Origin of the sequence: Noviherbaspirillum sp., assembly GCF_036846085.1 — a bacterium.
Lineage (GTDB): Bacteria > Pseudomonadota > Gammaproteobacteria > Burkholderiales > Burkholderiaceae_D > Noviherbaspirillum.
Window position 1 is genome coordinate 1 of the sequence record NZ_DAIUCO010000023.1, and the last position, 20,759, is coordinate 20,759.

The following is a 20,759-nucleotide window of genomic DNA, read 5'->3' on the forward strand; positions in this document are numbered from 1 at the left end:
CTTGAAGCCGCCGCCCCGGGCCCGGCAGCGGCCCCGTCGGCTGCAACGCCGCCGGCTCCGCTGCCGGTGGATAGCCTGCGCGAGGTACTGGCCGCGGCCGGCCTGACGCTGGCGGTTACCGATCCTGAAAAGCTGCGGATGGCGCAGGAAGCTGCTGCCCGGACCGTTCCGGCGCCACATACGCCGCGTCAGCGCAAACCGTTGCCGCCGCCGTCGAACGAACCCTTGGTTCAGGTAGAGACACGCCGATAAGTGTCATCCGCCTTTCAATAGGCGGACGGGAAGAAAAGGGGCTTTGGCCCCTTTTCTTTTTCTTTGATTATGGACGCTTCGCACCGGGGTGCATGGCGACATTGACGTCATAACGTCACTGAGTATTGTCATCGCCGGATTACCTTGCCCACCCGCATGTCGCCCTGACGGAGCCTGGAAAGCCGGCGGCACTTACGATCTGGTGCACATTTTCAACTCGCCATTCGAGACAACATGACAATGATGGCCACCGCTGGCGAACGGCCAGCAACGATCTCCTTATCCGAAGCATTCTGGTACTGGTTGAAACTCGGCTTCATCAGTTTCGGCGGCCCGGCCGGCCAGATCGCACTGATGCACACCGACCTGGTGGAAAAGCGGCGCTGGATTTCCGAACAGCGCTTTCTGCATGCGCTGAATTACTGCATGGTGCTGCCGGGGCCGGAAGCGACACAGCTTGCGGTGTACATCGGCTGGCTGATGCATCGCACTTGGGGCGGCATCGTGGCCGGCACGCTGTTCGTGCTGCCCTCACTGCTGATCCTGATCGTGCTGTCCTGGATTTATCTGGCATTTGGAGATGTCAGGCCGGTCGCAGCGGTGCTCTACGGCATTAAGCCGGCGGTTGTTGCGATCGTACTGGCGGCGGCATGGCGCATCGGTTCACGGACGCTCAGAAACGGCTGGATAATCGCGATCGCCGCGGCTGCATTGGCGGCAATCGCATGGCTTGGCGTCCCGTTCCCGATGATCGTCATTTGCGCGGCGGTCATCGGCCTGATCGGCGGTCGCGTCGCCCCCGAGAAATTCGCAACCGGCGGCGGACACGCCTCAGCGGCCAAACAGTCCTTCGGGCCCGCGCTGATCGACGATGCCACGCCCACCCCGGCGCATGCGCGCTTCTCGTGGACAAAACTGGCTTGGGTGACTGCGATTGGCCTGGCAATCGGCGCATTGGCATGGGTTGCGATCGCCGCGCAATTCGGCATGGGCGCAACCTTGTCACAGATGGGATGGTTTTTTACCAAGGCGGCGATGCTGACCTTCGGCGGCGCCTATGCCGTGCTGCCGTATGTGTACCAGGGCGGCGTGGAGACCTATCAGTGGCTGACGCCGGCACAGATGATCGACGGCCTTGCGCTCGGCGAAACTACGCCGGGGCCGCTGATCATGATCGTTGCCTTCGTCGGCTTCGTCGGCGGCTGGACCAAGCAGTTGTTTGGTGGCGACGCGTTGTTCATCGCCGGCGCTGCGGGCGCTGTTGTGGCAACCTTTTTCACTTTCCTGCCTTCGTTTGTTTTCATCCTGGCCGGTGGTCCGCTGGTGGAATCGACGCGCGGCAATATCCGGCTGACAGCGCCCCTGACCGCGATATCAGCGGCCGTCGTGGGTGTCATCGTCAGCCTCGCACTGTTCTTCGCGGAGCATGTATTCCATCTGGCCAAGCCAATCGAGGCATGGGATTTCGCGGCGATCGGCATCACGATCGGCGCATGCATCGCCCTGTTCCGCTTCAAGATCGGCACGATCAAACTGCTTGCCGCGTGTGCCGCCGCCGGTCTGGCGTTGTCGTACATCGGTTAGACGGACCGTACCGACGGGAAGCTTCGCTGCGGAGCTTCCCTATGCCAATTCCCGAATCACCGGCACGTCGACATCGTCCGACTGCCGCGGAAGCGGTTTCGCAAGCACCTTGTCAATTCGTTTGCCGTCAAGGTCGACGATTTCGAAGCGCCACCCTTCCCATTCGCAGCTGTCCGTCATCTGCGGTATCTTTCCCAACAGCAGCATCACCATGCCGCTCAAGGTGTTGTAGCGGCCACGGTCCTCTTCCGGCACCTCCTTCAGGCTGAGCCGGTCCTTCAATTCCGGTACCGGGATCAAGCCGTCCAGCAACCAGGAACCGTCATCGCGCTGCACTGCCCAGGCGTCTTCCGCACGGTGCGGCTTGAATTCTCCGGTAATCGCTTCCATCACATCCTGCAATGTCACGATGCCCTGCACTTCGCCGTATTCATCGACGATGAATGCGAGCTGCACGCCGGAGTTTTTGAAATTCTCAAGCAGTTCCATACCGGTCAGCGACTCCGGCAGAAAAACCGCCGGTTGAAGGTGCTCCGCCATGTTCGGCTTTTCGCCGCGCAGCGTCTGTAGCAGGAACTGACGGGCGGTTGCCACGCCGAGCACGTCGCTCCAGCCGCCGCGCACCACCGGAAAACGGGAATGATGGCTTTGCTCCAGACGCCTGAGGTTATTCTCCAGGGTGTCTTCTACATCGAAGTACACGATTTCGCCGCGCGGCACCATCAGCGATGCGATTTGTCGGTCGTCGAGACGGAATACATTACGTACCATCTGGTGCTCATGCTGTTCGATCGCTCCCGATTCGGACCCTTCGGCCAGCATCAGGTTGATTTCTTCCTGCGTCACGCCGGGGTCGCTGCGCTCCGACACGCCGACGCCGCGCAACACGAGTTGGGTCGAGCCCGACAGGAACTTGACGAAGGGCTTGGAAATTGCGGCCAGCCAGAGCATTGGCCGGGCCACCAGTCGGGCAATCGGTTCCGGGCTGATCTGGCCGAGCCGCTTGGGCACCAGCTCACCGAGCACGATCGAGAAATAGGTAATGCTTACCACCACCAGGCCGGTCGCGACATAGCCCGCCCAGGGCTCCTCGAGGCCGACCGACTGCAGCCAGACGCTGAACGGAGCAGCCAACGTTGCCTCACCCACGATTCCATTGAGGATGCCGATGGATGTAATGCCGATCTGCACGGTTGACAGGAACTGGTTGGGGTCCTCGCCCAGCTTCATTGCCGCGACAGCCGCGCCGTCGCCCGCTTCCGCCAGCTTTTGCAGGCGCACACGGCGGGCCGTGATCAGCGCGATTTCCGACATCGCGAATGCACCGTTAAGAAGAATCAAGCCAAACAGTAAGGCGATTTCCATGTCTTGTCAGTGAAAACGAAAAAGTGGTGAGGCCGAATCGCCCGCAGTATGTCCGCTCATCGACGCCAGCAACCCTATTGAACAGCAACGTGCTGTCGGAGAAACAGTTTCGGCGAATACCGCTGGCCATCCAATGGGCACCCGCAACGCATTACCGCACAGGCGATTAACCGTCGAGGCTTTCGTCTTCGACCTGCAATACCTCCGGACCAAGCAACCGCTGTGCCGATTCCGTGGGCAACGCTTCCACCGACTTCAGTTTACGCGCCATCTGGCGACTGCGGGTTTCAGCTTGCTCAATGTTTTTCGCTGCGCGCTCAAGAGAATTTTTCGTTGCCGCCAGCACATCACCGAACTTGCCGAACTCCGTTTTCACCGCCCCCAGAACCTGCCAGACATCCGAGGACCGCTTTTCCAGCGCCAGGGTACGGAACCCCATCTGCAAGCTGTTCAACAGCGCCGACAGGGTCGAGGGGCCCGCAATGCAGATGCGGCAGACGCGTTGCAGTTCATCGGCCAGGCCCGGGCGCCGGATCACTTCCGCATACAGGCCCTCGGTCGGCAGGAACATGATCGCGAAATCGGTCGTCAGTGGCGGCGACAGGTATTTTTCGGCGATGGTGCGGGCCTCGAGCCGCACTGCCCGCTCCAGTTCGCGGCCCGCCACGAGGACTCCTTCGGCATCGGCATGCTCCGCAGCTTCCGTCAGGCGTTCGTACTGCTCTTTCGGAAACTTTGCATCGATCGGCATCCATACCGGTTTCTGCCCTTCCTCCTGGCCCGGCAGTTTCACCGCGAATTCCACCCGCTCATTGCTGCCCGGAATGGTCTCCACGTTTTTGCCGTACTGATCCGGCGTCAGTACCTGCTCAAGCAGCATCTCAAGCTGCACTTCACCCCAGGTGCCGCGCGTTTTTACATTGGTCAGCACACGCTTCAAATCACCAACGCCGATCGCCAGCTGTTGCATTTCGCCGAGGCCCTGATGGACCTTGTCCAGCCGGTCGGAGACCAGCTTGAATGATTCGCCAAGGCGCTGCTCCAGGGTCGCGTGCAGCTTTTCGTCGACCGTCCTGCGCATCTCCTCGAGCCGCGTGCCGTTGTCGGTCTGCAGATCGCGGATCTTCGCTTCCAGCGTCGCACGCACTTCCGACATGCGTTGCGCATTCGATTCGGTAAGCACGGTGAGCGACTGACTGAGGGTATCGCCGAAACGTTTCAGCGCCCCCGCCTGCTCTTCCCTGCCCGCCTGCGCCTGCAGAGTGATTGCACGGCGCATCGCTTCAAGCTGCTGGGCGTTCATTTCACCCAGCTTGGCCAGCTGCTGGGCGAAGGAATCGATCTGGCTGTTCTGCAAGGTGGCGATACCGGTCATCTGGCTTGCCAGCGTTTGCTGGAACTGGGCCAGGCTGCCGTTCAACTCTTGCCGCATGCGCTGGGCACTGGTCTGCACCTCGCTGCGCAGTTCGCGTTCGATGCGCTCGGCGGTCTGCTGTTGATGACGCTGTACGTCATCGCGCAATTGCGCGAGTTCCGGCAACGCCGTCACGCCGTCTTTCCTTCCCCTCGATACGAACAGTGCTACCAGTTGCAGGACAAGCACCGCGGCAAGCGAGGCAAGAAGAAGGATGTCGATCGTGCTCATGAATGAGAAAGTACTACGTGAGAGTAAAGCGAAATGCCTGGACGAAACTGAATAGCTGACCGCATGGAACACATGCCCATCTGCAAGTGCTGACTTGCCTGATGTCAGCCTTCCCGGTTTCGCATCCAGTCGGCGGTTTCATAGAACGATTGCATCAATCGCAGCTGCAGCGATTCTTCGACACCGACATCCTGCATCGCCCACGCCATGCACCGCAGCCATTGGTCGCGCTCGGGAGACGCGATGGCATAGGGAAGATGCCGTGCACGCAGGCGGGGATGGCCGAACCGTTCGATATACATGCTGGGTCCGCCCATCCAGCCGGACAGGAACCAGTAGAGCTTGTCGCGAGAGCTGTCGAGAGGCGTCGGGTGAAGTGCGCGGATGCCGGCGAACTCGGGTTCAAGGTCCATCAGGTCGTAAAAGCGGTCGACCAGTTCGCGCAGTTTTGTATCGCCGCCAAGCAAGTCGTAAGCGGTGGGAGAAGCGGAGTCATCGGGATTCATGCTGCGAATGATAGCGCATCAATTGTCGTAGTGAAACCAGGGGAACAAAAGATGGATTTTTTGCTCACTCGATGAAGGGCATCGCCACCGCGTCAGTGCGGATCGAGTGTGCTTTCCCCCTATGGAGCATGTCATCCGCACGACACAAAATCGCACGTGAAAACAACGGATTTGCGTCGTCGCAAGCGGAACTTTGACCTCTGGCAATGGGTGCTTTGACCGCCCGCAAGCAAGCCCCAGTTTGCAGTTTCAGATTGCCACGAATGATTACCATTGCTTAAAAGGTAATACCCGATAAGACCATCGACCACGGTTTGATGGAGGCAATCAAGCAACTTTGAAAAGGCATTCCTTGCATATGGCATGCAACTGTAACTGCGGTTCTTTTTATTTTTCCGACCCTGCCCAAAAGGCCGGATCGACCTTCACCGGATGCGTGACCAACGATTCGGAACTGTTGCAACCAATAACACCAGAGGCAACATGCGCGACCTGATTATCCGTAACTCTTCCCGGCTGGAACTATCGATGCGTCTGATGGACGTGCTGGTTCTTGAGATAGCCGGCGCTCTCGCCAGCTGGCTGCATTGGGGTGCGCCCCTGAGCACAACCGCACCGGTGCATACGGTGCTCCTGCACTTCTGCAGCGCCCTCGCCTTCGTCCTGTTCGCGCAACTCGAACTCTATGCGTCATGGCGGGGCCGAGCCATGCCCGAAATGTTCCTGCGCGTGGCGGCATCATGGGGCATCGTCCTCCTCATCGGCCTGTTCTTCGGCTTCCTGATCAATCATGTCGGCGCGGTGTCGCGACTCTGGATGTTCTACTGGTACGGCACGGGCGTCATTTTCCTCGTGGTGTATCGCATCGGCGTGTACTTCACCTTGCGTCATCTGCGTCGCCGGGGCTTGAATGCAAAGCGCGTCATCATCGTCGGCTACGGCAGCACCGGCCAGGAGATGCATAAACGTTCGCTGATCCAGGACTGGGCCGGCTACGACGTGAAGGCGGTACACGGCGACCCGGCCGATGTGGAGAAGATCAAGGATCCCTCCGTCGTGCGCCTCAATTCCCTTGAGGAAATTCCAGGCTATGTCGTTGCCAACCAGATTCATGAAATCTGGATCACCCTGCCGCTGATGGCATCGCCCAAGCTGCAGGAACTGCAGTATCTGCTGCGCAATGCGCTGGTCGATATTCGCTGGGTGCCCGACCTGCTCGGCTTGCAAATGCTGAGCAACAAGATGGGTGACTTCCTCGGCTTCCCGGCAGTCGATCTGAACCAGCCGGTTTCGAGCGGCATGAACGGCCTGGTGAAAGACATGTTCGACAAGGTTTTCGCCAGCGTCGCACTGGTGCTGTTGGCGCCGCTGTTCATCGTCATCGCGATCCTCATCAAATCCTCATCGCCGGGCCCGGTCCTCTTCAAGCAGCCGCGGCTTGGCCTGAACGGCAAAAAGTTCAACGTCTACAAGTTCCGCTCGATGAAGGTGCACCAGGAGCACGGCATCGTGAAGCAGGCGACGAAAGACGATCCGCGCATCACGCCGATCGGCGCCTTCCTGCGACGTACCAGCCTTGACGAGTTGCCGCAGTTCATCAACGTGCTGCTCGGCGATATGTCGGTGGTCGGTCCGCGGCCGCATGCCTTGCAGCACAACGAGATGTACAAGGATCTGCTTGAGATGTACATGCTGCGCCACCGCGTCAAGCCAGGCATTACGGGCTGGGCGCAGATCCATGGCCATCGCGGTGAAACCGACACCGTGGACAAGATGGCGAAACGCGTTCAGTTCGACCTTCATTACATTCAGAACTGGTCGTTGTGGATGGACATCCGCATCATCATCTGGACGGCATTCAAAGGCTGGACAGGAAAGAATGCGTACTGACGCCATGCATGCGGCATGCGTGCATGGCATGCGCCTGTCCTAACGTCGGGCAGCGGAGATTCACGCCGGTGCGACGCATCGGCGTGACGAGGAAGCTGCAACCACGCCGGGCGCGCATTCACACCGCCGAATTTCAAACTAACTTACGCAAACGCAATTTCCCCTTCGCGACACGGGCGTAACCTCAATCAATAGATTGCCATGTGGGATGCAGGCAGCATCCGGCGAAGCATCCATCCACGCCGAACACGACGGGCAAACGATACAGGCATCACGATCGACTATGCGGAAACCGAACAAGACATCATTGCATAACCTCATCACACCGAAGCGCTGCCTGCTGGCCGCCTTCCTGTTCTTCCTTCTCATGGTGTGCGCCGGCGCAATTCCCGGCAAGGCGATGGCAGCGTCCACCGTGGTGTCGGACAAGCTGCTGCATTTCACCGCTTACTCCATTCTCAGCATTCTTTTGTATTGCGGCATGAGCGGCACCCGGCTCAACCGCGGACTGCGCTCCTTTCTGCTGATCGGTGTGCTGGGCGGTCTCGACGAAGTCATCCAATCCTTCCTTCCGTACCGCAATTTCAGCTGGCTCGATTGGGAAGTCAACATGCTGGCGGCCGCGATCTGCGTGAGCTTCCTGATGTTGCTGCACCCGACCTATACGGCGCTGGCGAGATCACGCAGGCAGGAAAAGCGGAGAGCGCAGGCAAGCAGGACCAGCCCGCTCATGAACGACAAATCCTAACAAGGAACAGATAACCATGCGAAAAATTACGAAAGCCGTTTTTCCCGTCGCCGGCCTCGGCACCCGCTTCCTGCCAGCGACCAAGGCAAGTCCGAAGGAAATGCTGCCGGTGGTCGACAAGCCGCTGATCCAGTACGCGGTGGAAGAAGCGATCGCTGCGGGCATCACCGAGATGATCTTCGTCACCGGCCGCAACAAGCGCGCGATCGAAGACCATTTCGATATGGCTTACGAACTCGAGGCCGAACTCGAAGCGCGCAACAAGGAGGCATTGCTGCAGGTACTGCGCAGCATCAAGCCGGACAACGTGTCCTGCTTCTACGTGCGCCAGGCGGAAGCGCTGGGTCTTGGACACGCGGTGCTGTGCGCCGAGCGCATGGTGAACGATCATCCGTTCGCGGTCATCCTGGCGGACGACCTGCTCGACGGCGAAGTGCCCGTCATGCGGCAGATGTGCGAACTGCATGAGCAGCTCGGCACCAGCATCATCGGCGTCGAGCAGATCGCCCGTGAACAGAGCCGTTCCTATGGCGTCGTCGCAGGCAGCGCGTTCAACGACCGACTGATCAAGCTGAACGGCATCGTGGAAAAGCCCGCTCCCGAGAACGCACCATCCAACCTCGGCGTGGTCGGTCGCTACGTCCTCACGCCGGCAATCTTCCACCACCTGCGCCAGCTGCGGCCAGGCGCGGGCGGCGAACTGCAACTCACCGACGGCATCGCCGCGCTGATGGCGGAGGAGCCTGTTCTCGCCTATCGGTACGACGGCGTCCGGTACGACTGCGGAAGCAAGCTCGGCTATCTCCAGGCGATGGTGCACTTCGGATTGCGTCATCCCGAAGTGAAGGAAAAGTTCGGCGAGTACCTGCGCGACCTTCCACTCGGCCAGGCGGCAAAGGCCGCGGAAGCGCTGGCGGGCTGACCAGCTTACCGACCGTAGCGAAGAAAGCAGCAGGCATGACCAAAGAACCTCAACTACCGGCGAATTTCATGAACATGGTACAGAGCAAACCGAAGGTGGCGCTGATTACCGGCATCAGCGGCCAGGATGGCGCTTACCTGGCGGAGCTGTTGCTCGGCAAGGGCTATATCGTTCACGGCATCAAGCGCCGCACCTCGCGCTTCAATACCGACCGGATCGACCACTTGTATCAGGGACCACAGGAGGATGACCGCCGCTTCATCCTGTATCACGGCGACATGACCGACTCCTCCTCACTGATGCGCATCGTCCAGCAGGTGCAGCCCGATGAGATCTACAACCTCGCGGCGCAGAGCCATGTCGCAGTGTCCTTCGAGGAGCCGGAATATACCGCCAGCTGCGATGCCCTCGGTCCGCTGCGCCTTCTCGAAACGGTGCGTCAATTGGGCATGGAGAAGAAGACCCGCTTCTACCAGGCATCCACTTGTGAAATGTATGGCCAGTCGGCGTTTGCCATGCAAAACGAAGACACGCCGTTCCGTCCCCGCAGCCCCTACGCGATCGCGAAGCTGTATGCCTATTGGATGACCGTGAACTATCGCGAAGCCTACGGCATGTTTGCGTGCAACGGCATCCTGTTCAACCACGAATCACCTTTGCGTGGGGAAACATTTGTCACCCGCAAAGTCACGCGCGGGCTGGCCCGCATTGTGCTCGGACTTCAGGATTGCATCTATCTCGGCAACCTGAATGCCATGCGCGATTGGGGCCATGCGCGTGACTACGTGGAAATGCAATGGCGCATGTTGCAGCAGGACGAACCGGAAGATTTCGTGATCGCCTCCGGCGTGCAACGCAGCGTGCGCGACTTCGTCGCCGCCGCCGCGAATGAAATCGGACTTGGCTTGCGCTGGGAAGGTGCGGGCCTGGAGGAAACGGCGATCGTCACGGACACGGGAAACCATGCCGGCGTGGCGCTCGGGCAGACCATCGTCCGCGTCGATCCCCGCTACTTCCGTCCGACCGAAGTCGACAGCCTGTTGGGTGATGCCAGACGTGCACGCGAAAAGCTCGGTTGGGTTCCAGCCACCACTTTCGATCAGCTCGTGAAGGAAATGGTGCAAGCCGACCTGCAAGCGGCAATCAAGGAAGGACCGCTCCAGCAGCACGATCACGCGCACTACGGCTATATCGAGCAAGGCTGACCGGGCTTCGGAGAGGCTCCGGTTAAACAATTTTTCATGCAGCGGCAAACCGTCAGGGATGCGGCCCACACCGCAGACGGGCTTTGCCAACTTCACGCACAGAGGAAATAATGCAAAACAACAATCGCAACAAGCGCATCTTCGTCGCCGGCCATCGTGGCCTGGTGGGTTCCGCCATCGTACGCGCACTGAAAAAGCGCGGTTACAACAATATCCTCACCCGCACCCATGCCGAACTCGACCTGATCGACCAGGCTGCCGTCCGCGCATTCTTCGAACGGGAACAGATCGATGAAGTCTATATGGCTGCAGCCCGTGTCGGCGGCATCCATGCGAATAATACCTACCCGGCGGAATTCATCTACGACAACATGATGGTGCAGTCGAACGTGATTCATGAGGCTTGGCGCAGCGGCGTGCAGAAGCTGCTGTTCCTCGGCTCGTCGTGCATCTACCCGCGCCTGTCGGAACAGCCGATCAAGGAAGAGTACCTGATGAGCGGTTCGCTGGAGCCCACCAATGAACCCTATGCGATCGCCAAGATCGCCGGCATCAAGATGTGCGAGAGCTACAACCGCCAGTACGGCACCGATTTCCGCAGCGTCATGCCGACCAACCTGTACGGTCCCGGCGACAACTACCACCCAGAAAACAGCCACGTCATTCCGGCGCTGATCCGCCGCTTCCATGAAGCAAAAATCAATGGCGCGGAGAAGGTCACTATCTGGGGTACGGGCACGCCGCGCCGCGAATTCCTGTTCGTGGACGACATGGCCGATGCAAGCGTCCACGTGATGGAACTTGACCGTGCGAAATACGAAAAGCACACCACGCCGATGTTGTCTCATATCAATGTAGGGACAGGCGAGGACGTCACAATACGTGAGGTTGCAGAAATTATCAGAAAAGTCGTCGGCTTCAAGGGCGACATCGAGTTCGATACCAGCAAACCGGACGGCACGCCGCGCAAGCTGATGGACAACGCCAAGCTGCTATCGCTCGGATGGCATCCAGGCATGCGGCTCGGTGAAGGAATCAAGGAAACCTATGCGCACTTCGTGGCAAATGTCGCCGAGAAGGAAGCAGCCGCGCAAGCCGGCGTTCGGCCACATGGCTTGCTGGCCAGCGCATAACCGGATTAACGGCATCAATCAACGTCGGCTTGTAAAGACACGACTCACGCAGGCCATTCATCGTCATGGATAAAAAAAGCAGTTTATCGAGCAAGGGCATATCCGCCGTATTCTGGGGCGGATTCGGCTCTGCCCTGCGCGCCCTTCTCCAGATCGGCGCGCAGATTGTCCTCGCACGCCTCCTCGGCCCGGTCGAGTACGGTATTTTCGCGATGGCCACTATCGTCCTGAGCTTCACCAACTTCTTCTCCGATATCGGGATTTCCTATGGCCTGATTCAAAAGAAGGAGATTACGCCTGACGATATCCGCTATGTGTTCACCTGGCAGTTGATCCTCGGCTCCATCGTGTCGCTGGCGGTATTTCTGCTTTCCCAGCCGCTGGCCGGATTCTTTAACGAACCGCGTCTGGTCGACGTCATCCAGGTAGCGTCGGTGATCTGCTTCCTGAATGCGATTTCCTCGCCGTCGATGAACCTGCTGAAGCGGGAACTCGATTTCAAATCGATCCAGATTGCTTCCTTCGTCAGCTACGTCGTCGGCTTCGTGGTAGTCGGCATCCCGATGGCGATGGCAGGCATGCAGGTATGGGCCTTGATTGCCGCCTACATCGTCAACGTCGTGCTGAACCTGGCGATGCTGTACTCGAAATCGCGCCATCCTTTGGGAATCGTGCTGCGCCAGGGAGGCGACGGCGACCTGCTCAGTTACGGGGCCAAGGTATTTGCGACCAATGTCGTCAACTGGCTGATCGGCAATATCGATCGCGTCATCATCGGCCGCATGTTCACGGCAGCGCAGACCGGCTTCTACTCACTGTCCTACAACCTGCTTTCCAGCCCGACCATCACCATCATCGGCGTGATCCAGGGGGCGCTGTTCTCGACGAGCGCCCGGGTCCAGGACGACCGCGATCGTCTGCGCCGCGCCTTGCTGACCATGATCGGCGCTGTGACGCTGCTGCTGTTTCCGGTGTTCTTCGGCATTGCCGCGGTGTCGGAAACCATCCTTCACAGCCTGTACGGCAGTTCATGGCTGGAAGCAACGGAACTGTTGCGACCGATCGCCCTGGCCATGCCGCTCTACCTGCTGCTCGGCATGGCAACGCCGCTGCTCTGGGTTGCGGGCCGCACCAAGACCGAGTTCCTGATCCAGATTCCGATTGCGGTCGTATTTGCACTGGCCGCCGGATTCGCCGCCGCCTTTTCGCTGGAGGCAGTCGCATGGACGGTCTTCGGCATGTACTTCATCCGGGCTGCGTCCATTCTCGGCGTGACTTGCCATGCGCTGGAAATCGGATTGCGCCGCATCTTCAGAGCAATGTCGGGCGGCCTGATCACCACGGTGATCACCACCGGCCTGATACTCGCCGCCGATTCGACTGCGCGCCAGATGACAGGGATACCGGCGCTGTGGCTGACGGCCGACATGGCGGCGGGTGCGGTGGGCATGGGCGCGTCGCTCTGGCTCTTCCCGAGCCTGATCAACCACCACGTCGCCCAGCTATTCGAAAAGATTGCAATGCGCCTGCCGCCGCGTGCCGGCGGGATGCTGCAGAAGTTCATTTACCGGCCGGGCTGAAGCGATCAGCCAGACCAGGAACACTAAAAGTAAAAAGGGGAAAACGAGTGAACGAAATCTTTTCCATGCTCACGGCCGGTGTCGGCGCCCTGATCTTCGGGATCGTCGGCATCGTCGCCTTCGGATGGCTGCTGCTGGTGCAGAAACGGCTGCGCAGATGGATGATCGCGATGATCTTTCCTATCCTGATCGCCGCCATCGGCATCGGCGCCATCCTGTCCGGCCGGGACTTCACCGCGGAAGCCGCGGATGCGGTCAAGACGGAAGTCGGCTCCGGCATGCTGGTATGGTTCTTCCGCCTCACGACCATCGGCATCCTGGGCATTTGCATGGCGCGGCTGGTATCGGTGTCGCAAAGCCTGGAAAACCGCGGGAAGGAAGGACGGGGATTATTTTTCGCCTTCGTTTTTTTCTACGTTACCAACCTGGTAATCAATAACGTGCTCGGCACCGACCCGGTGTTCCACGACCGCTTCCTGCCAGCCATCATCATCTTCACCGCGATTTATTTCAGCCGGGGCCAGGACCGCAACACCGCTGTGGATGCCACCAAGGTCGGCCTGTTCTTCTTCATGGTGGCCAGTTGTGCACTTGCCGCGGTGAAGCCAAACCTTGCGCTGCAAACCGGTTACGACATGGGCTACCTGCCCGGCCTGAACATCCGCCTGTGGGGCATCGGGTCGAACCCGAACAGCCTGGGCCCGCTTGCCGTGATCTTCCTGCTGCTGCTGACCTTCCGGCCCTTCAGGATGCGCTGGCTGCAGATCCTGGCGATCGGCACCGGCCTGGTCACCCTGGTCCTGACGCAGTCCAAGACCGCATGGATCGCCGCCCTGATTGCCTTCTTCATTGTCTGGTGGACACGCTCAATCAGTTCTCCGGCCAGCCCGCGCCAGCGCAATATTTCCTACTATTCGCCACGCAACTTCGCTGCCCCGATGGTGGTGTGCCTGATGGCGCTCGGCCTGATCTTCGTCTATGGCGCGCTGATGGCCTTCGATCGGGAAGTCGCGATCATCGACCGCGATTTGCAGGTCTCGTCGCTCACTGGCCGTACGCAGATCTGGGAAGCGGCGATCGAGGCATGGCGGACCAATCCGGTATTCGGCTACGGCTCGAACGTATGGGGCGCCGAATTCCGTAAGTCCATCGGCATTGATGCGGCACTGAGCGCCCACAGCCAGTTCATGCAGTCGCTTTCCGAAGCTGGCCTGCTCGGGCTGCTTGGCCTGCTGATCTACATGACCGCGCTGTTCGCCCGAGCCTACACAACCAATGCGGAAACACGGGGCATGTCGCTTGCGCTGTTCTCGATCGTATTCGTGCGTTCCATCAGCGAAACGCCGCTCGACCTGACAAATATTTTCGGCGCCGACTTCTTGATCCACCTGCTGCTGTTCCGGGTGGTGCTGGTGCATACCTACGCTCCGGTCAGAGTGCCGCAGCCGCAACTGCAGCCGCAACTCCAGTGGAGCAAGACATGACGGCGCAGACTTCCCTGCCATCGATCTCCGTCGTCGTCCCTCTTTACAACAAGGGCGAGTACGTAGACGAGGCGCTCTCCTCCGCACTGGCGGCGCAGGGTATCCTGGAAGTGATCGTTGTCGACGACGAGTCGACCGATGACGGACCGGAACGCGTCGCCCGGATGAGCGATCCGCGCATCCGGCTGATACGTCAGAAGAATCAGGGCGTGTCTGCGGCGAGGAACCGCGGCATCCATGAAGCACGGGGCGACTTCATCGCCTTCCTGGACGCGGACGACTGCTGGCTGCCCGATTACATTCCTGCGATCAACAGGCTGATCCAGGCTCATCCGGAAGCCGGCATGTTCGCGACGCGGTATTACAGCTTCTCCGAGGAAGGACAGCAGGAAGTTTCGTCCCTGCCTCAGCCTGCATCCGGAGCACCGGCCGGCGAGCCGCAACTGGTGACACGGTTCTTCGAATCGTGGGCAACAGGAAACTTCTTCTTCACCTGTTCGGTCGTGATTCCACGACGCATATTCGTCGAACACAACATCTTCTTTCCGCCTAACGAAAGTCTTGGCGAAGACCAGGATGTCTGGTTTCGGGTCGCGGAGCTGTATCCGGTCGCCTATTGCGCCAGCCCGCTGGTCGGGTATCGCATTGGTGCGTTTCCCAGCCTGAGCAAGGCGGCAACCGGAACCGAGCTGCCGCCGTTCATACGGCGCCTGAAGGAGCGCTTCGACGGCGGCCGCATTCCGCCTCAGCACCGCAAGGGCGTGTCGCATCTGCTCGGACGGCATCAGCTCATGCTTGCGATGAAACATATGCGTTTTCGCGGATGGACGGAAGGCATTGCGCTGCTGTTCAACAAACTCAGCATCCAGGCGCCGAAGATCTGGATCAAGGTGTTCCTGCTGGCCTGCCTGCCGAGACCCATCCGCCTGCGGATCTTGGACCGAACATGAAAGGATAGGCCGGCATAGGCCGGTCCGTAGTAGCAACCACGTCGTCACCACCAAGCAAGAGGCTTTCAACCGATGAATAAAACGTTCGCATCTTCCTATTGCCAGCCGAACCGGCCGACGCCGGGTGCCGCGCATCTGCAACTTTTGCTGTCGGGAGAACGCACATGAGAATTCCGGAAGCATCACTCGTCCTGGCAACCGTCGGCAGGACCAGCGAACTCGGCCGCATGTTTGAATCGCTGGCCGCCCAGACATTTACTAATTTCGAGTTGATCGTTGTCGATCAGAATGATGACGACCGCCTGCTGCCCCATCTTGAGCGCGCCCGCTATCTGGGCATCGCGGTAAAGCACCTGAAGCATCATCCGCCCAATCTCGCGGCCGCGCGCAACGTCGGCATCGAAGCCGCGCGCGGCGAATGGATCGGTTTCCCGGACGACGACTGCTGGTATGACCCGCACCTCCTGTCGCATGTCGCGGCGCGATTCGCCCGCGCGGATCAGCCGGAAGGCGTGGTGGCGCGATGGATCGAACAGGATGAGCAGCCGTCCGCCGCGGCCAACCTGACATGGGAACGCGCCAGCGCTTTCCGGGATATTCCGGTCAGCTCGATCACGCTGTTCTGCCGCCGGACCTTGTTCAAGCGCATCGGCGGGTTCGACGCGCGCCTTGGTGTCGGGCAGTGGTTCGGCGCCGGCGAAGAGACCGATTTCGTTTTGCGCGCCCTGTATGCGGGCGCCTTCTTCACCTATGAACCGCAGGCGGAAGTGCATCACGCGGTCGCTGCGGCCGCCGTTCCCGCCAATCCGCAAGCCCGCCTCGCGCTGCGGCATCGCGCACGCGGCACCGGCGCACTGTATGCGAAGCATAAATTGCCGCGCTGGGTCATCGTGCGCGGCCTGCTTGCACCTGTCCTCCGGCCATTGCTCAAAGGTGCGTTCGGCGCCGATCTGGCGACGGGTTGCGCCGTCGTACGCGGGCGTCTGGACGGCATGCTGGGCTGGCACCGACGAAGTGGTCAAAGCTGACGCTTTTCTCTATTGATTGAAGCATGCCGGGGTTGCCCCACCTGGCGTTGCGCGACTTGCAGGAAGGCCTGTCATACGCGTCTTCCCTGCTGCGATACGTGCGCCGCATGTGCATTACGTAGGTTGCAGCGGCATGTTGCCGCCCTGTCGACGCGTTGATCGGTGAGGTATTTTCGCACCTGGATGGGGCAAATCCAGAGCGTCGTCTGCGTCAGAAAAGGGATTCGGGATTAATGGCATTCACATTGCGATAGATAGATTCTTCATACGGAACAAACGCCGAACCCTGTCTATCGAACATGCTATCCAACAACAGCACAGGGCGACTTTGCATGCATCCGCCAGCATCAGTCGCCTGAAGCATAGAAATATCGCTCATGTTAAACATTGCACTCATTACGAACCATCCGCCGCCGTTTCGCATCCCGATTTATGAACGGATCGCGAAAATACCCGACGTGAACCTGCATCTGATTTTTTGCAGCCGTCGGGAACCCAACCGGCAATGGAAGCTGCCGCCGCTTAACTTCAAGCACACCTTTTTGCGTGAACGTTTTGTAACGCGCGGCGACAACTTTATCCATAACAATTTCGATGTCATCTCCAGCTTGCGAAGCATCGCACCGGATGTGATCGTCACCACCGGATTCAACCCCACATACCTCTATGCATTCGCCTATGCGGTTGCACGGGGCGTACCGCATGTACCGATGACAGACGGTACCGATGTTTCGGAAGAAGCCCTGAGCACCTGGCACAAGGCGGTAAGGCGGCTGGTGTATGCGCGCTCGCGAGCATTCATCGCCGCAAGCCACGGCGGGTTGAAACTGTATGAGAGCTATGGCGTGTCGCCGGAGCGATGCTTCCTCTCCTGCCTGTGCATCGATAACGATGCGTATAAGGCGTCCGAGAGCCATGTCGAAAAGCGTTTCGATTTCATCTTTTGCGGCCGGATCGTGGAAGACAAAAATCCCTTGTTCGCATTGGACGTCGCCCATGATGTTTCGCTGCGCCTCGGGCGCAAGGTAAGCATCCTGTTCGTCGGCCACGGCGAGCAGGAAGACGAGGTCAAGGCAGAGGCGGCCAGCCGCAGTGAAACGCTGCATGTGGAATTCAACGGCTTTGCCTCGCAGGAAGAACTGCCCGCCTTGTACAGGTCGGCCTGCATCTTCCTGTTCCCTACCCGGCGCGATGTCTGGGGCGTGGTCGCGAATGAAGCCTGCGCCGCCGGTCTGCCTATCATCGTGTCGCCCTTTGCCGGCGTCATCGACGAACTTGTCATCGACGGGCAAAACGGCTTTGTTTGCGAACTTGACGTCGCCGCATGGAGCGAGCGCGCAACCATGCTTCTGACCCATCCCGACGTCATGGCGAGTTTCGCGCAGCGCAGCCTTGCGCTGGTCGACAAATACACCTTCGACCATGCGGCGGCTGGTGTGGTCGATGCCTGCCGTCTTGCGGTCAGGTCAGGCGGATCCGCGCACTACAACGCGAAGATCGGAAGGAAAGCAGGATGATGGCAAGCAGCACCGCCCTAACCGTTACGGAAAGAACCCTCCGGATATGCTGAAGATATTGATCGCGCATAACGCCTATCAGCACCGGGGCGGCGAGGACATGGTAGTCGATGCGGAGGTCGAACTACTTCGCAGCCGCGGCCATGAGGTCGAGACCTACCACCTGCACAATGACGAGATCAATGCCATGTCCCGCGCCGCGGCCGCCGCAACCGCGATCTGGTCGCGCCGCACCGAGCGGGATATCGACGCGCTGTGCGAGCGCTTCCGGCCCGACGTCATCCATGTGCACAACACCTTTCCGCTGATTTCGCCGTCGCTCTACTGGGCGGCCTCGAAACGGAAGGTGCCGGTCGTACAAACACTGCACAACTTCCGGCTGCTTTGTCCGCAGGCTATCTTCCTGCGCGACGGGAAGATCTGCGAAGACTGTGTCGGCAAGGTCCCATGGCGTGCGGTGACGCGGAAGTGCTATCGCGAATCCAGCCTGCAATCGGCCGTCCTCGCCGGCATGCTGGTCACGCACCGTGCAATCGGCAGCTATCGTGAACGCGTTACGCGCTACATCGCGCTCAACAGCTTTGCGCGGGATAAATATGTTGCAGGCGGACTACCCTCGGACCTGTTCAGGATCAAACCCAATTTTGTTGCCTCGTCTACAGTACCTTCATGGAACAGCCGCAACGGTGGCATGTATGTCGGCCGGTTGTCCTCCGAAAAAGGCGTCGATGTGCTGGCCGCGGCGACAAGGTTAACAGAGCGGTCGAACATCGATGTCATCGGTGGCGGGCCGCTGGAAGAAATGGCGAAGGAGTCGTTCGGAGAACGTTACCTTGGCTTCAGGCCGCTGGACGAGATCATGCAACGGATGCAGACGGCGCGTTTCCTCGTTCTGCCGAGCGTCTGTTACGAGAATTCGCCCCGGACCATCGTCGAGGCGTTCTCCTGCGGGCTACCGGTCATCGCCAGCCGGCTCGGCGCGTTGATCGATATCGTGCGTGACGGCGAAACCGGGTTGCTGTTCCATCCCGGCGACCCTGCCGACCTGGCGGCAAAGATTGCCTGGGCAGAGTCGCATCCTGAAGAAATGGCCCGCATGGGCCGCGCGGCCCGGGCCGAGTACGAATTGAAGTACACGCCGGAACGCAATTACGACATGCTATTGGATATCTATGAAGATGCTATCAGAGCCATTGATCGAGAACCCGCTGCCGCGCAAAGGCAAGCCCGTGCTTGAAGCGTTTATCGACGCCCTGTCCTGGGACGATGCGATCGGCAGAATCACCGCATGGGGTGCGGCCCGGGAATCGCGCTATGTCTGCATATGCAATGTGCACTCCGTCGTCACGACGACGAGCGACCTCGAATTCAAGGTCGCCGTCAACAATGCCGACATGGCGACACCTGACGGCGCGCCAATCGCCTGGGCATTGCGCCGGCTGGGGCATCCCGGACAGGCGCGGATCAATGGGCCGGACCTGATGATGAAGTACCTGGCTGTCGCGGAGCGGAAGGGCCAGGTCGTGTTCTTCTACGGCAGCACCGAATCCACGCTGGCGAAGCTGCGCACCGCCCTCGCCGGCAAGTTCCCGCGCCTGAAAATCGGCGGCGCGTATTCACCGCCGTTCCGCCCGCTCTCTGTCGAAGAAGATAACGCCATCGTCGACCAGATCAACGACTCCGGCGCCAACGTCGTCTTCGTCGGTCTCGGCTGCCCGAAACAGGAAAAATGGATGGCGGAGCACCGTGGCCGGATCAACGCGGTGATGATCGGCGTCGGCGCCGCATTCGACTATCACGCCGGCGTCATCAAGCGCGCGCCGCTCTGGTGGCAGAACAACGGGCTGGAATGGCTGTACCGGCTCGGCTCGGAACCGCGTCGGCTGTTCATGCGTTATACGGTAACGAATACCTTGTTTGTGTTCGGGTTCATGCGGCAGATGGTGGTGGAGAGGTTGCCGATGCGGGATGCGTAGTGGGCGATATTGAATTTATAATCCCGCCACCGCTTTTTGCCGGAGGTCGTACCGTTCGTCAAACCGCTTGGCGCTGCAGCGGTAGCAGGCCTGACTGACATGGAAAACTTCGCAAGCTAGTCCGACCATGTGAACTGCCGATGCTCCGGGTCGGCCAGTTCAAAATGCCTGCCCACTACCAGTTCGCGGTGCTTGACGAATCCCGCAAAGCATTTGCCCGCGTACTTGTCACTGTGATGTATATCGAAGCGGTTGTCTTCCAGGATAGAAGACAACCGCATTCCGTTATCCCCTTGCATACCGCGATGATCGTCCTGCTGGACATTGAGAAACGGGCCTTTGTCTTCATGGGTGGCGCATGACATTGCCCGGGAAAAGCATTGGCGGACAAGCAGACAAGGGTATGGCGGAACCCGGCGGAAAACGATTCCGTACCAGTCTGCTCGCATGGCAGGAGCGTGTCATCGGGAATACCTGAGCCAGGAGCACGTGCGAGCGTGTGCAGCCGGTTGGTTTAAACCGACGCGATGCCGGGCAAGAACCCCGCGATGAGTGACTCTGACATACCGCATAAATAACAATGGAGGCCAATGATAGGTATGAGTTGCCATTTGCACATTTTCTTGCCCGAAACGGCGTAGTGCCGTGAATTACGGTAGCTTCATTCATCGCAATAGATATCCACACCAGCACTGCATAAGCATGTGGATAAAGTCGGGGATTGGTTCGGATAACTCCATAACCCGATGATTATCATCAGAAAATTCCTTCTGATTAATTTCGATGCACAGTAGTGGATAAGCCCACTGACAGACTTGCTTCCGTATCCGGAAGAACGAACATCGTTAATCATCAAATCGCAGCTTGGGCTATCAGACGCATTCCGGCCGCACCTTCCACTATCGCTTGCAGCAAAAGCGCAACAGTCTTCCTGTGCATGTCGCAAGGCAAAGCCTCGTCCACTACCGATTGTG

Annotated in this window: 19 protein-coding genes; 14 read left to right on the forward strand and 5 right to left on the reverse strand. The window is 59.5% G+C overall.

Annotated elements, in window-relative coordinates:
- Both V7080_RS04540 and chrA read left to right on the forward strand, forming a co-directional pair.
- Positions 1-252, forward strand: a 252-nt coding sequence (locus V7080_RS04540) for a hypothetical protein (RefSeq protein WP_334187215.1), incomplete at its 5' end; no start/stop codon positions are given.
- A gap of 243 nt (positions 253-495) precedes the next feature.
- Complete coding sequence (gene chrA, locus V7080_RS04545; RefSeq protein ID WP_334187246.1) at positions 496-1,836, forward strand: chromate efflux transporter; 1,341 nt, start codon at positions 496-498, stop codon at positions 1,834-1,836.
- Positions 1,837-1,875: 39 nt separating this feature from the next.
- Here chrA and V7080_RS04550 read toward each other — a convergent pair whose 3' ends face one another.
- The 3 genes from V7080_RS04550 to V7080_RS04560 form a co-directional block, all read right to left on the reverse strand.
- Entirely contained in the window at positions 1,876-3,201 is a 1,326-nt protein-coding gene (locus V7080_RS04550; RefSeq protein WP_334187216.1) for a hemolysin family protein, read from the reverse strand.
- A gap of 166 nt (positions 3,202-3,367) precedes the next feature.
- On the reverse strand, positions 3,368-4,846 hold the full coding sequence (rmuC, locus tag V7080_RS04555; RefSeq protein WP_334187217.1) for a DNA recombination protein RmuC: 1,479 nt from the start codon (positions 4,844-4,846) through the stop codon (positions 3,368-3,370).
- A 104-nt stretch (positions 4,847-4,950) separates the two neighbouring features.
- Positions 4,951-5,352: a group II truncated hemoglobin gene (locus V7080_RS04560; protein ID WP_334187218.1), complete on the reverse strand. Its 402-nt coding sequence runs from the start codon at positions 5,350-5,352 to the stop codon at positions 4,951-4,953.
- 483 nt (positions 5,353-5,835) lie between these two features.
- Here V7080_RS04560 and V7080_RS04565 point away from each other — a divergent pair, with 483 nt between their 5' ends.
- The 9 genes from V7080_RS04565 (at position 5,836) to V7080_RS04605 (ending at position 16,292) form a co-directional block, all read left to right on the forward strand.
- On the forward strand, positions 5,836-7,242 hold the full coding sequence (locus V7080_RS04565) for an undecaprenyl-phosphate glucose phosphotransferase (RefSeq protein WP_334187219.1): 1,407 nt from the start codon (positions 5,836-5,838) through the stop codon (positions 7,240-7,242).
- 307 nt (positions 7,243-7,549) lie between these two features.
- Positions 7,550-7,990 carry a VanZ family protein gene (locus V7080_RS04570; RefSeq protein ID WP_334187220.1) on the forward strand — a complete coding sequence of 147 codons (441 nt, stop codon included), beginning with the start codon at positions 7,550-7,552 and terminating at the stop codon, positions 7,988-7,990.
- 16 nt (positions 7,991-8,006) lie between these two features.
- The gene (galU, locus tag V7080_RS04575) at positions 8,007-8,912 is read left to right on the forward strand and encodes a UTP--glucose-1-phosphate uridylyltransferase GalU (protein ID WP_334187221.1); all 906 of its coding nucleotides are present in this window, start codon (positions 8,007-8,009) and stop codon (positions 8,910-8,912) included.
- Positions 8,913-8,980: 68 nt separating this feature from the next.
- Positions 8,981-10,117, forward strand: coding sequence for a GDP-mannose 4,6-dehydratase (gene gmd, locus V7080_RS04580; protein ID WP_334187222.1), 1,137 nt, complete (start codon positions 8,981-8,983; stop codon positions 10,115-10,117).
- A 110-nt stretch (positions 10,118-10,227) separates the two neighbouring features.
- Complete coding sequence (fcl, locus tag V7080_RS04585) at positions 10,228-11,250, forward strand: GDP-L-fucose synthase (RefSeq protein WP_334187223.1); 1,023 nt, start codon at positions 10,228-10,230, stop codon at positions 11,248-11,250.
- A 65-nt stretch (positions 11,251-11,315) separates the two neighbouring features.
- The gene (locus V7080_RS04590; protein ID WP_334187224.1) at positions 11,316-12,830 is read left to right on the forward strand and encodes a lipopolysaccharide biosynthesis protein; all 1,515 of its coding nucleotides are present in this window, start codon (positions 11,316-11,318) and stop codon (positions 12,828-12,830) included.
- A 47-nt stretch (positions 12,831-12,877) separates the two neighbouring features.
- Positions 12,878-14,314 carry an O-antigen ligase family protein gene (locus tag V7080_RS04595; RefSeq protein ID WP_334187225.1) on the forward strand — a complete coding sequence of 479 codons (1,437 nt, stop codon included), beginning with the start codon at positions 12,878-12,880 and terminating at the stop codon, positions 14,312-14,314.
- The gene (locus V7080_RS04600) at positions 14,311-15,264 is read left to right on the forward strand and encodes a glycosyltransferase family 2 protein (protein WP_334187226.1); all 954 of its coding nucleotides are present in this window, start codon (positions 14,311-14,313) and stop codon (positions 15,262-15,264) included. Before V7080_RS04595 ends, V7080_RS04600 begins: the two co-directional genes overlap by 4 nt.
- Positions 15,265-15,428: 164 nt before the next feature.
- On the forward strand, positions 15,429-16,292 hold the full coding sequence (locus V7080_RS04605; protein ID WP_334187227.1) for a glycosyltransferase family A protein: 864 nt from the start codon (positions 15,429-15,431) through the stop codon (positions 16,290-16,292).
- A gap of 211 nt (positions 16,293-16,503) precedes the next feature.
- Here the strand turns inward: V7080_RS04605 and V7080_RS04610 are convergent, their stop codons facing one another.
- Positions 16,504-16,671: a hypothetical protein gene (locus V7080_RS04610; RefSeq protein WP_334187228.1), complete on the reverse strand. Its 168-nt coding sequence runs from the start codon at positions 16,669-16,671 to the stop codon at positions 16,504-16,506.
- Between V7080_RS04610 and V7080_RS04615 the strand changes: the two genes are divergently transcribed.
- Genes V7080_RS04615 through V7080_RS04625 form a run of 3 tightly spaced genes read left to right on the forward strand, consistent with a single transcriptional unit; the run spans position 16,670 to position 19,785 of the window.
- Positions 16,670-17,809, forward strand: a complete 1,140-nt coding sequence (locus tag V7080_RS04615) for a glycosyltransferase family 4 protein (RefSeq protein ID WP_334187229.1) — start codon at positions 16,670-16,672, stop codon at positions 17,807-17,809. The genes V7080_RS04610 and V7080_RS04615 overlap by 2 nt on opposite strands.
- A 46-nt stretch (positions 17,810-17,855) precedes the next feature.
- Positions 17,856-19,046: a glycosyltransferase gene (locus tag V7080_RS04620; RefSeq protein WP_334187230.1), complete on the forward strand. Its 1,191-nt coding sequence runs from the start codon at positions 17,856-17,858 to the stop codon at positions 19,044-19,046.
- Positions 18,982-19,785: a WecB/TagA/CpsF family glycosyltransferase gene (locus V7080_RS04625; protein ID WP_334187231.1), complete on the forward strand. Its 804-nt coding sequence runs from the start codon at positions 18,982-18,984 to the stop codon at positions 19,783-19,785. The genes V7080_RS04620 and V7080_RS04625 overlap by 65 nt, the downstream gene beginning before the upstream one ends.
- A gap of 116 nt (positions 19,786-19,901) precedes the next feature.
- On the opposite strand, the gene V7080_RS04630 is transcribed toward V7080_RS04625, so the two are convergent.
- Entirely contained in the window at positions 19,902-20,066 is a 165-nt protein-coding gene (locus tag V7080_RS04630) for a hypothetical protein (RefSeq protein WP_334187232.1), read from the reverse strand.
- Positions 20,067-20,759 lie beyond the last annotated feature (693 nt).

Excerpts from the sequence above, each read along its gene's own strand:
- chrA (WP_334187246.1), top strand. The coding sequence starts at position 496 with ATGGCCACCGCTGGCGAACGGCCAGCAACGATCTCCTTATCCGAAGCA.
- V7080_RS04550 (WP_334187216.1), bottom strand. The coding sequence starts at position 3,201 with ATGGAAATCGCCTTACTGTTTGGCTTGATTCTTCTTAACGGTGCATTC.
- rmuC (WP_334187217.1), bottom strand. The coding sequence starts at position 4,846 with ATGAGCACGATCGACATCCTTCTTCTTGCCTCGCTTGCCGCGGTGCTT.
- V7080_RS04560 (WP_334187218.1), bottom strand. The coding sequence starts at position 5,352 with ATGAATCCCGATGACTCCGCTTCTCCCACCGCTTACGACTTGCTTGGC.
- V7080_RS04565 (WP_334187219.1), top strand. The coding sequence starts at position 5,836 with ATGCGCGACCTGATTATCCGTAACTCTTCCCGGCTGGAACTATCGATG.
- galU (WP_334187221.1), top strand. The coding sequence starts at position 8,007 with ATGCGAAAAATTACGAAAGCCGTTTTTCCCGTCGCCGGCCTCGGCACC.
- gmd (WP_334187222.1), top strand. The coding sequence starts at position 8,981 with ATGAACATGGTACAGAGCAAACCGAAGGTGGCGCTGATTACCGGCATC.
- fcl (WP_334187223.1), top strand. The coding sequence starts at position 10,228 with ATGCAAAACAACAATCGCAACAAGCGCATCTTCGTCGCCGGCCATCGT.
- V7080_RS04590 (WP_334187224.1), top strand. The coding sequence starts at position 11,316 with ATGGATAAAAAAAGCAGTTTATCGAGCAAGGGCATATCCGCCGTATTC.
- V7080_RS04600 (WP_334187226.1), top strand. The coding sequence starts at position 14,311 with ATGACGGCGCAGACTTCCCTGCCATCGATCTCCGTCGTCGTCCCTCTT.
- V7080_RS04605 (WP_334187227.1), top strand. The coding sequence starts at position 15,429 with ATGAGAATTCCGGAAGCATCACTCGTCCTGGCAACCGTCGGCAGGACC.
- V7080_RS04615 (WP_334187229.1), top strand. The coding sequence starts at position 16,670 with ATGTTAAACATTGCACTCATTACGAACCATCCGCCGCCGTTTCGCATC.
- V7080_RS04610 (WP_334187228.1), bottom strand. The coding sequence starts at position 16,671 with ATGAGCGATATTTCTATGCTTCAGGCGACTGATGCTGGCGGATGCATG.
- V7080_RS04620 (WP_334187230.1), top strand. The coding sequence starts at position 17,856 with ATGCTGAAGATATTGATCGCGCATAACGCCTATCAGCACCGGGGCGGC.
- V7080_RS04625 (WP_334187231.1), top strand. The coding sequence starts at position 18,982 with ATGAAGATGCTATCAGAGCCATTGATCGAGAACCCGCTGCCGCGCAAA.
- V7080_RS04630 (WP_334187232.1), bottom strand. The coding sequence starts at position 20,066 with ATGCGGTTGTCTTCTATCCTGGAAGACAACCGCTTCGATATACATCAC.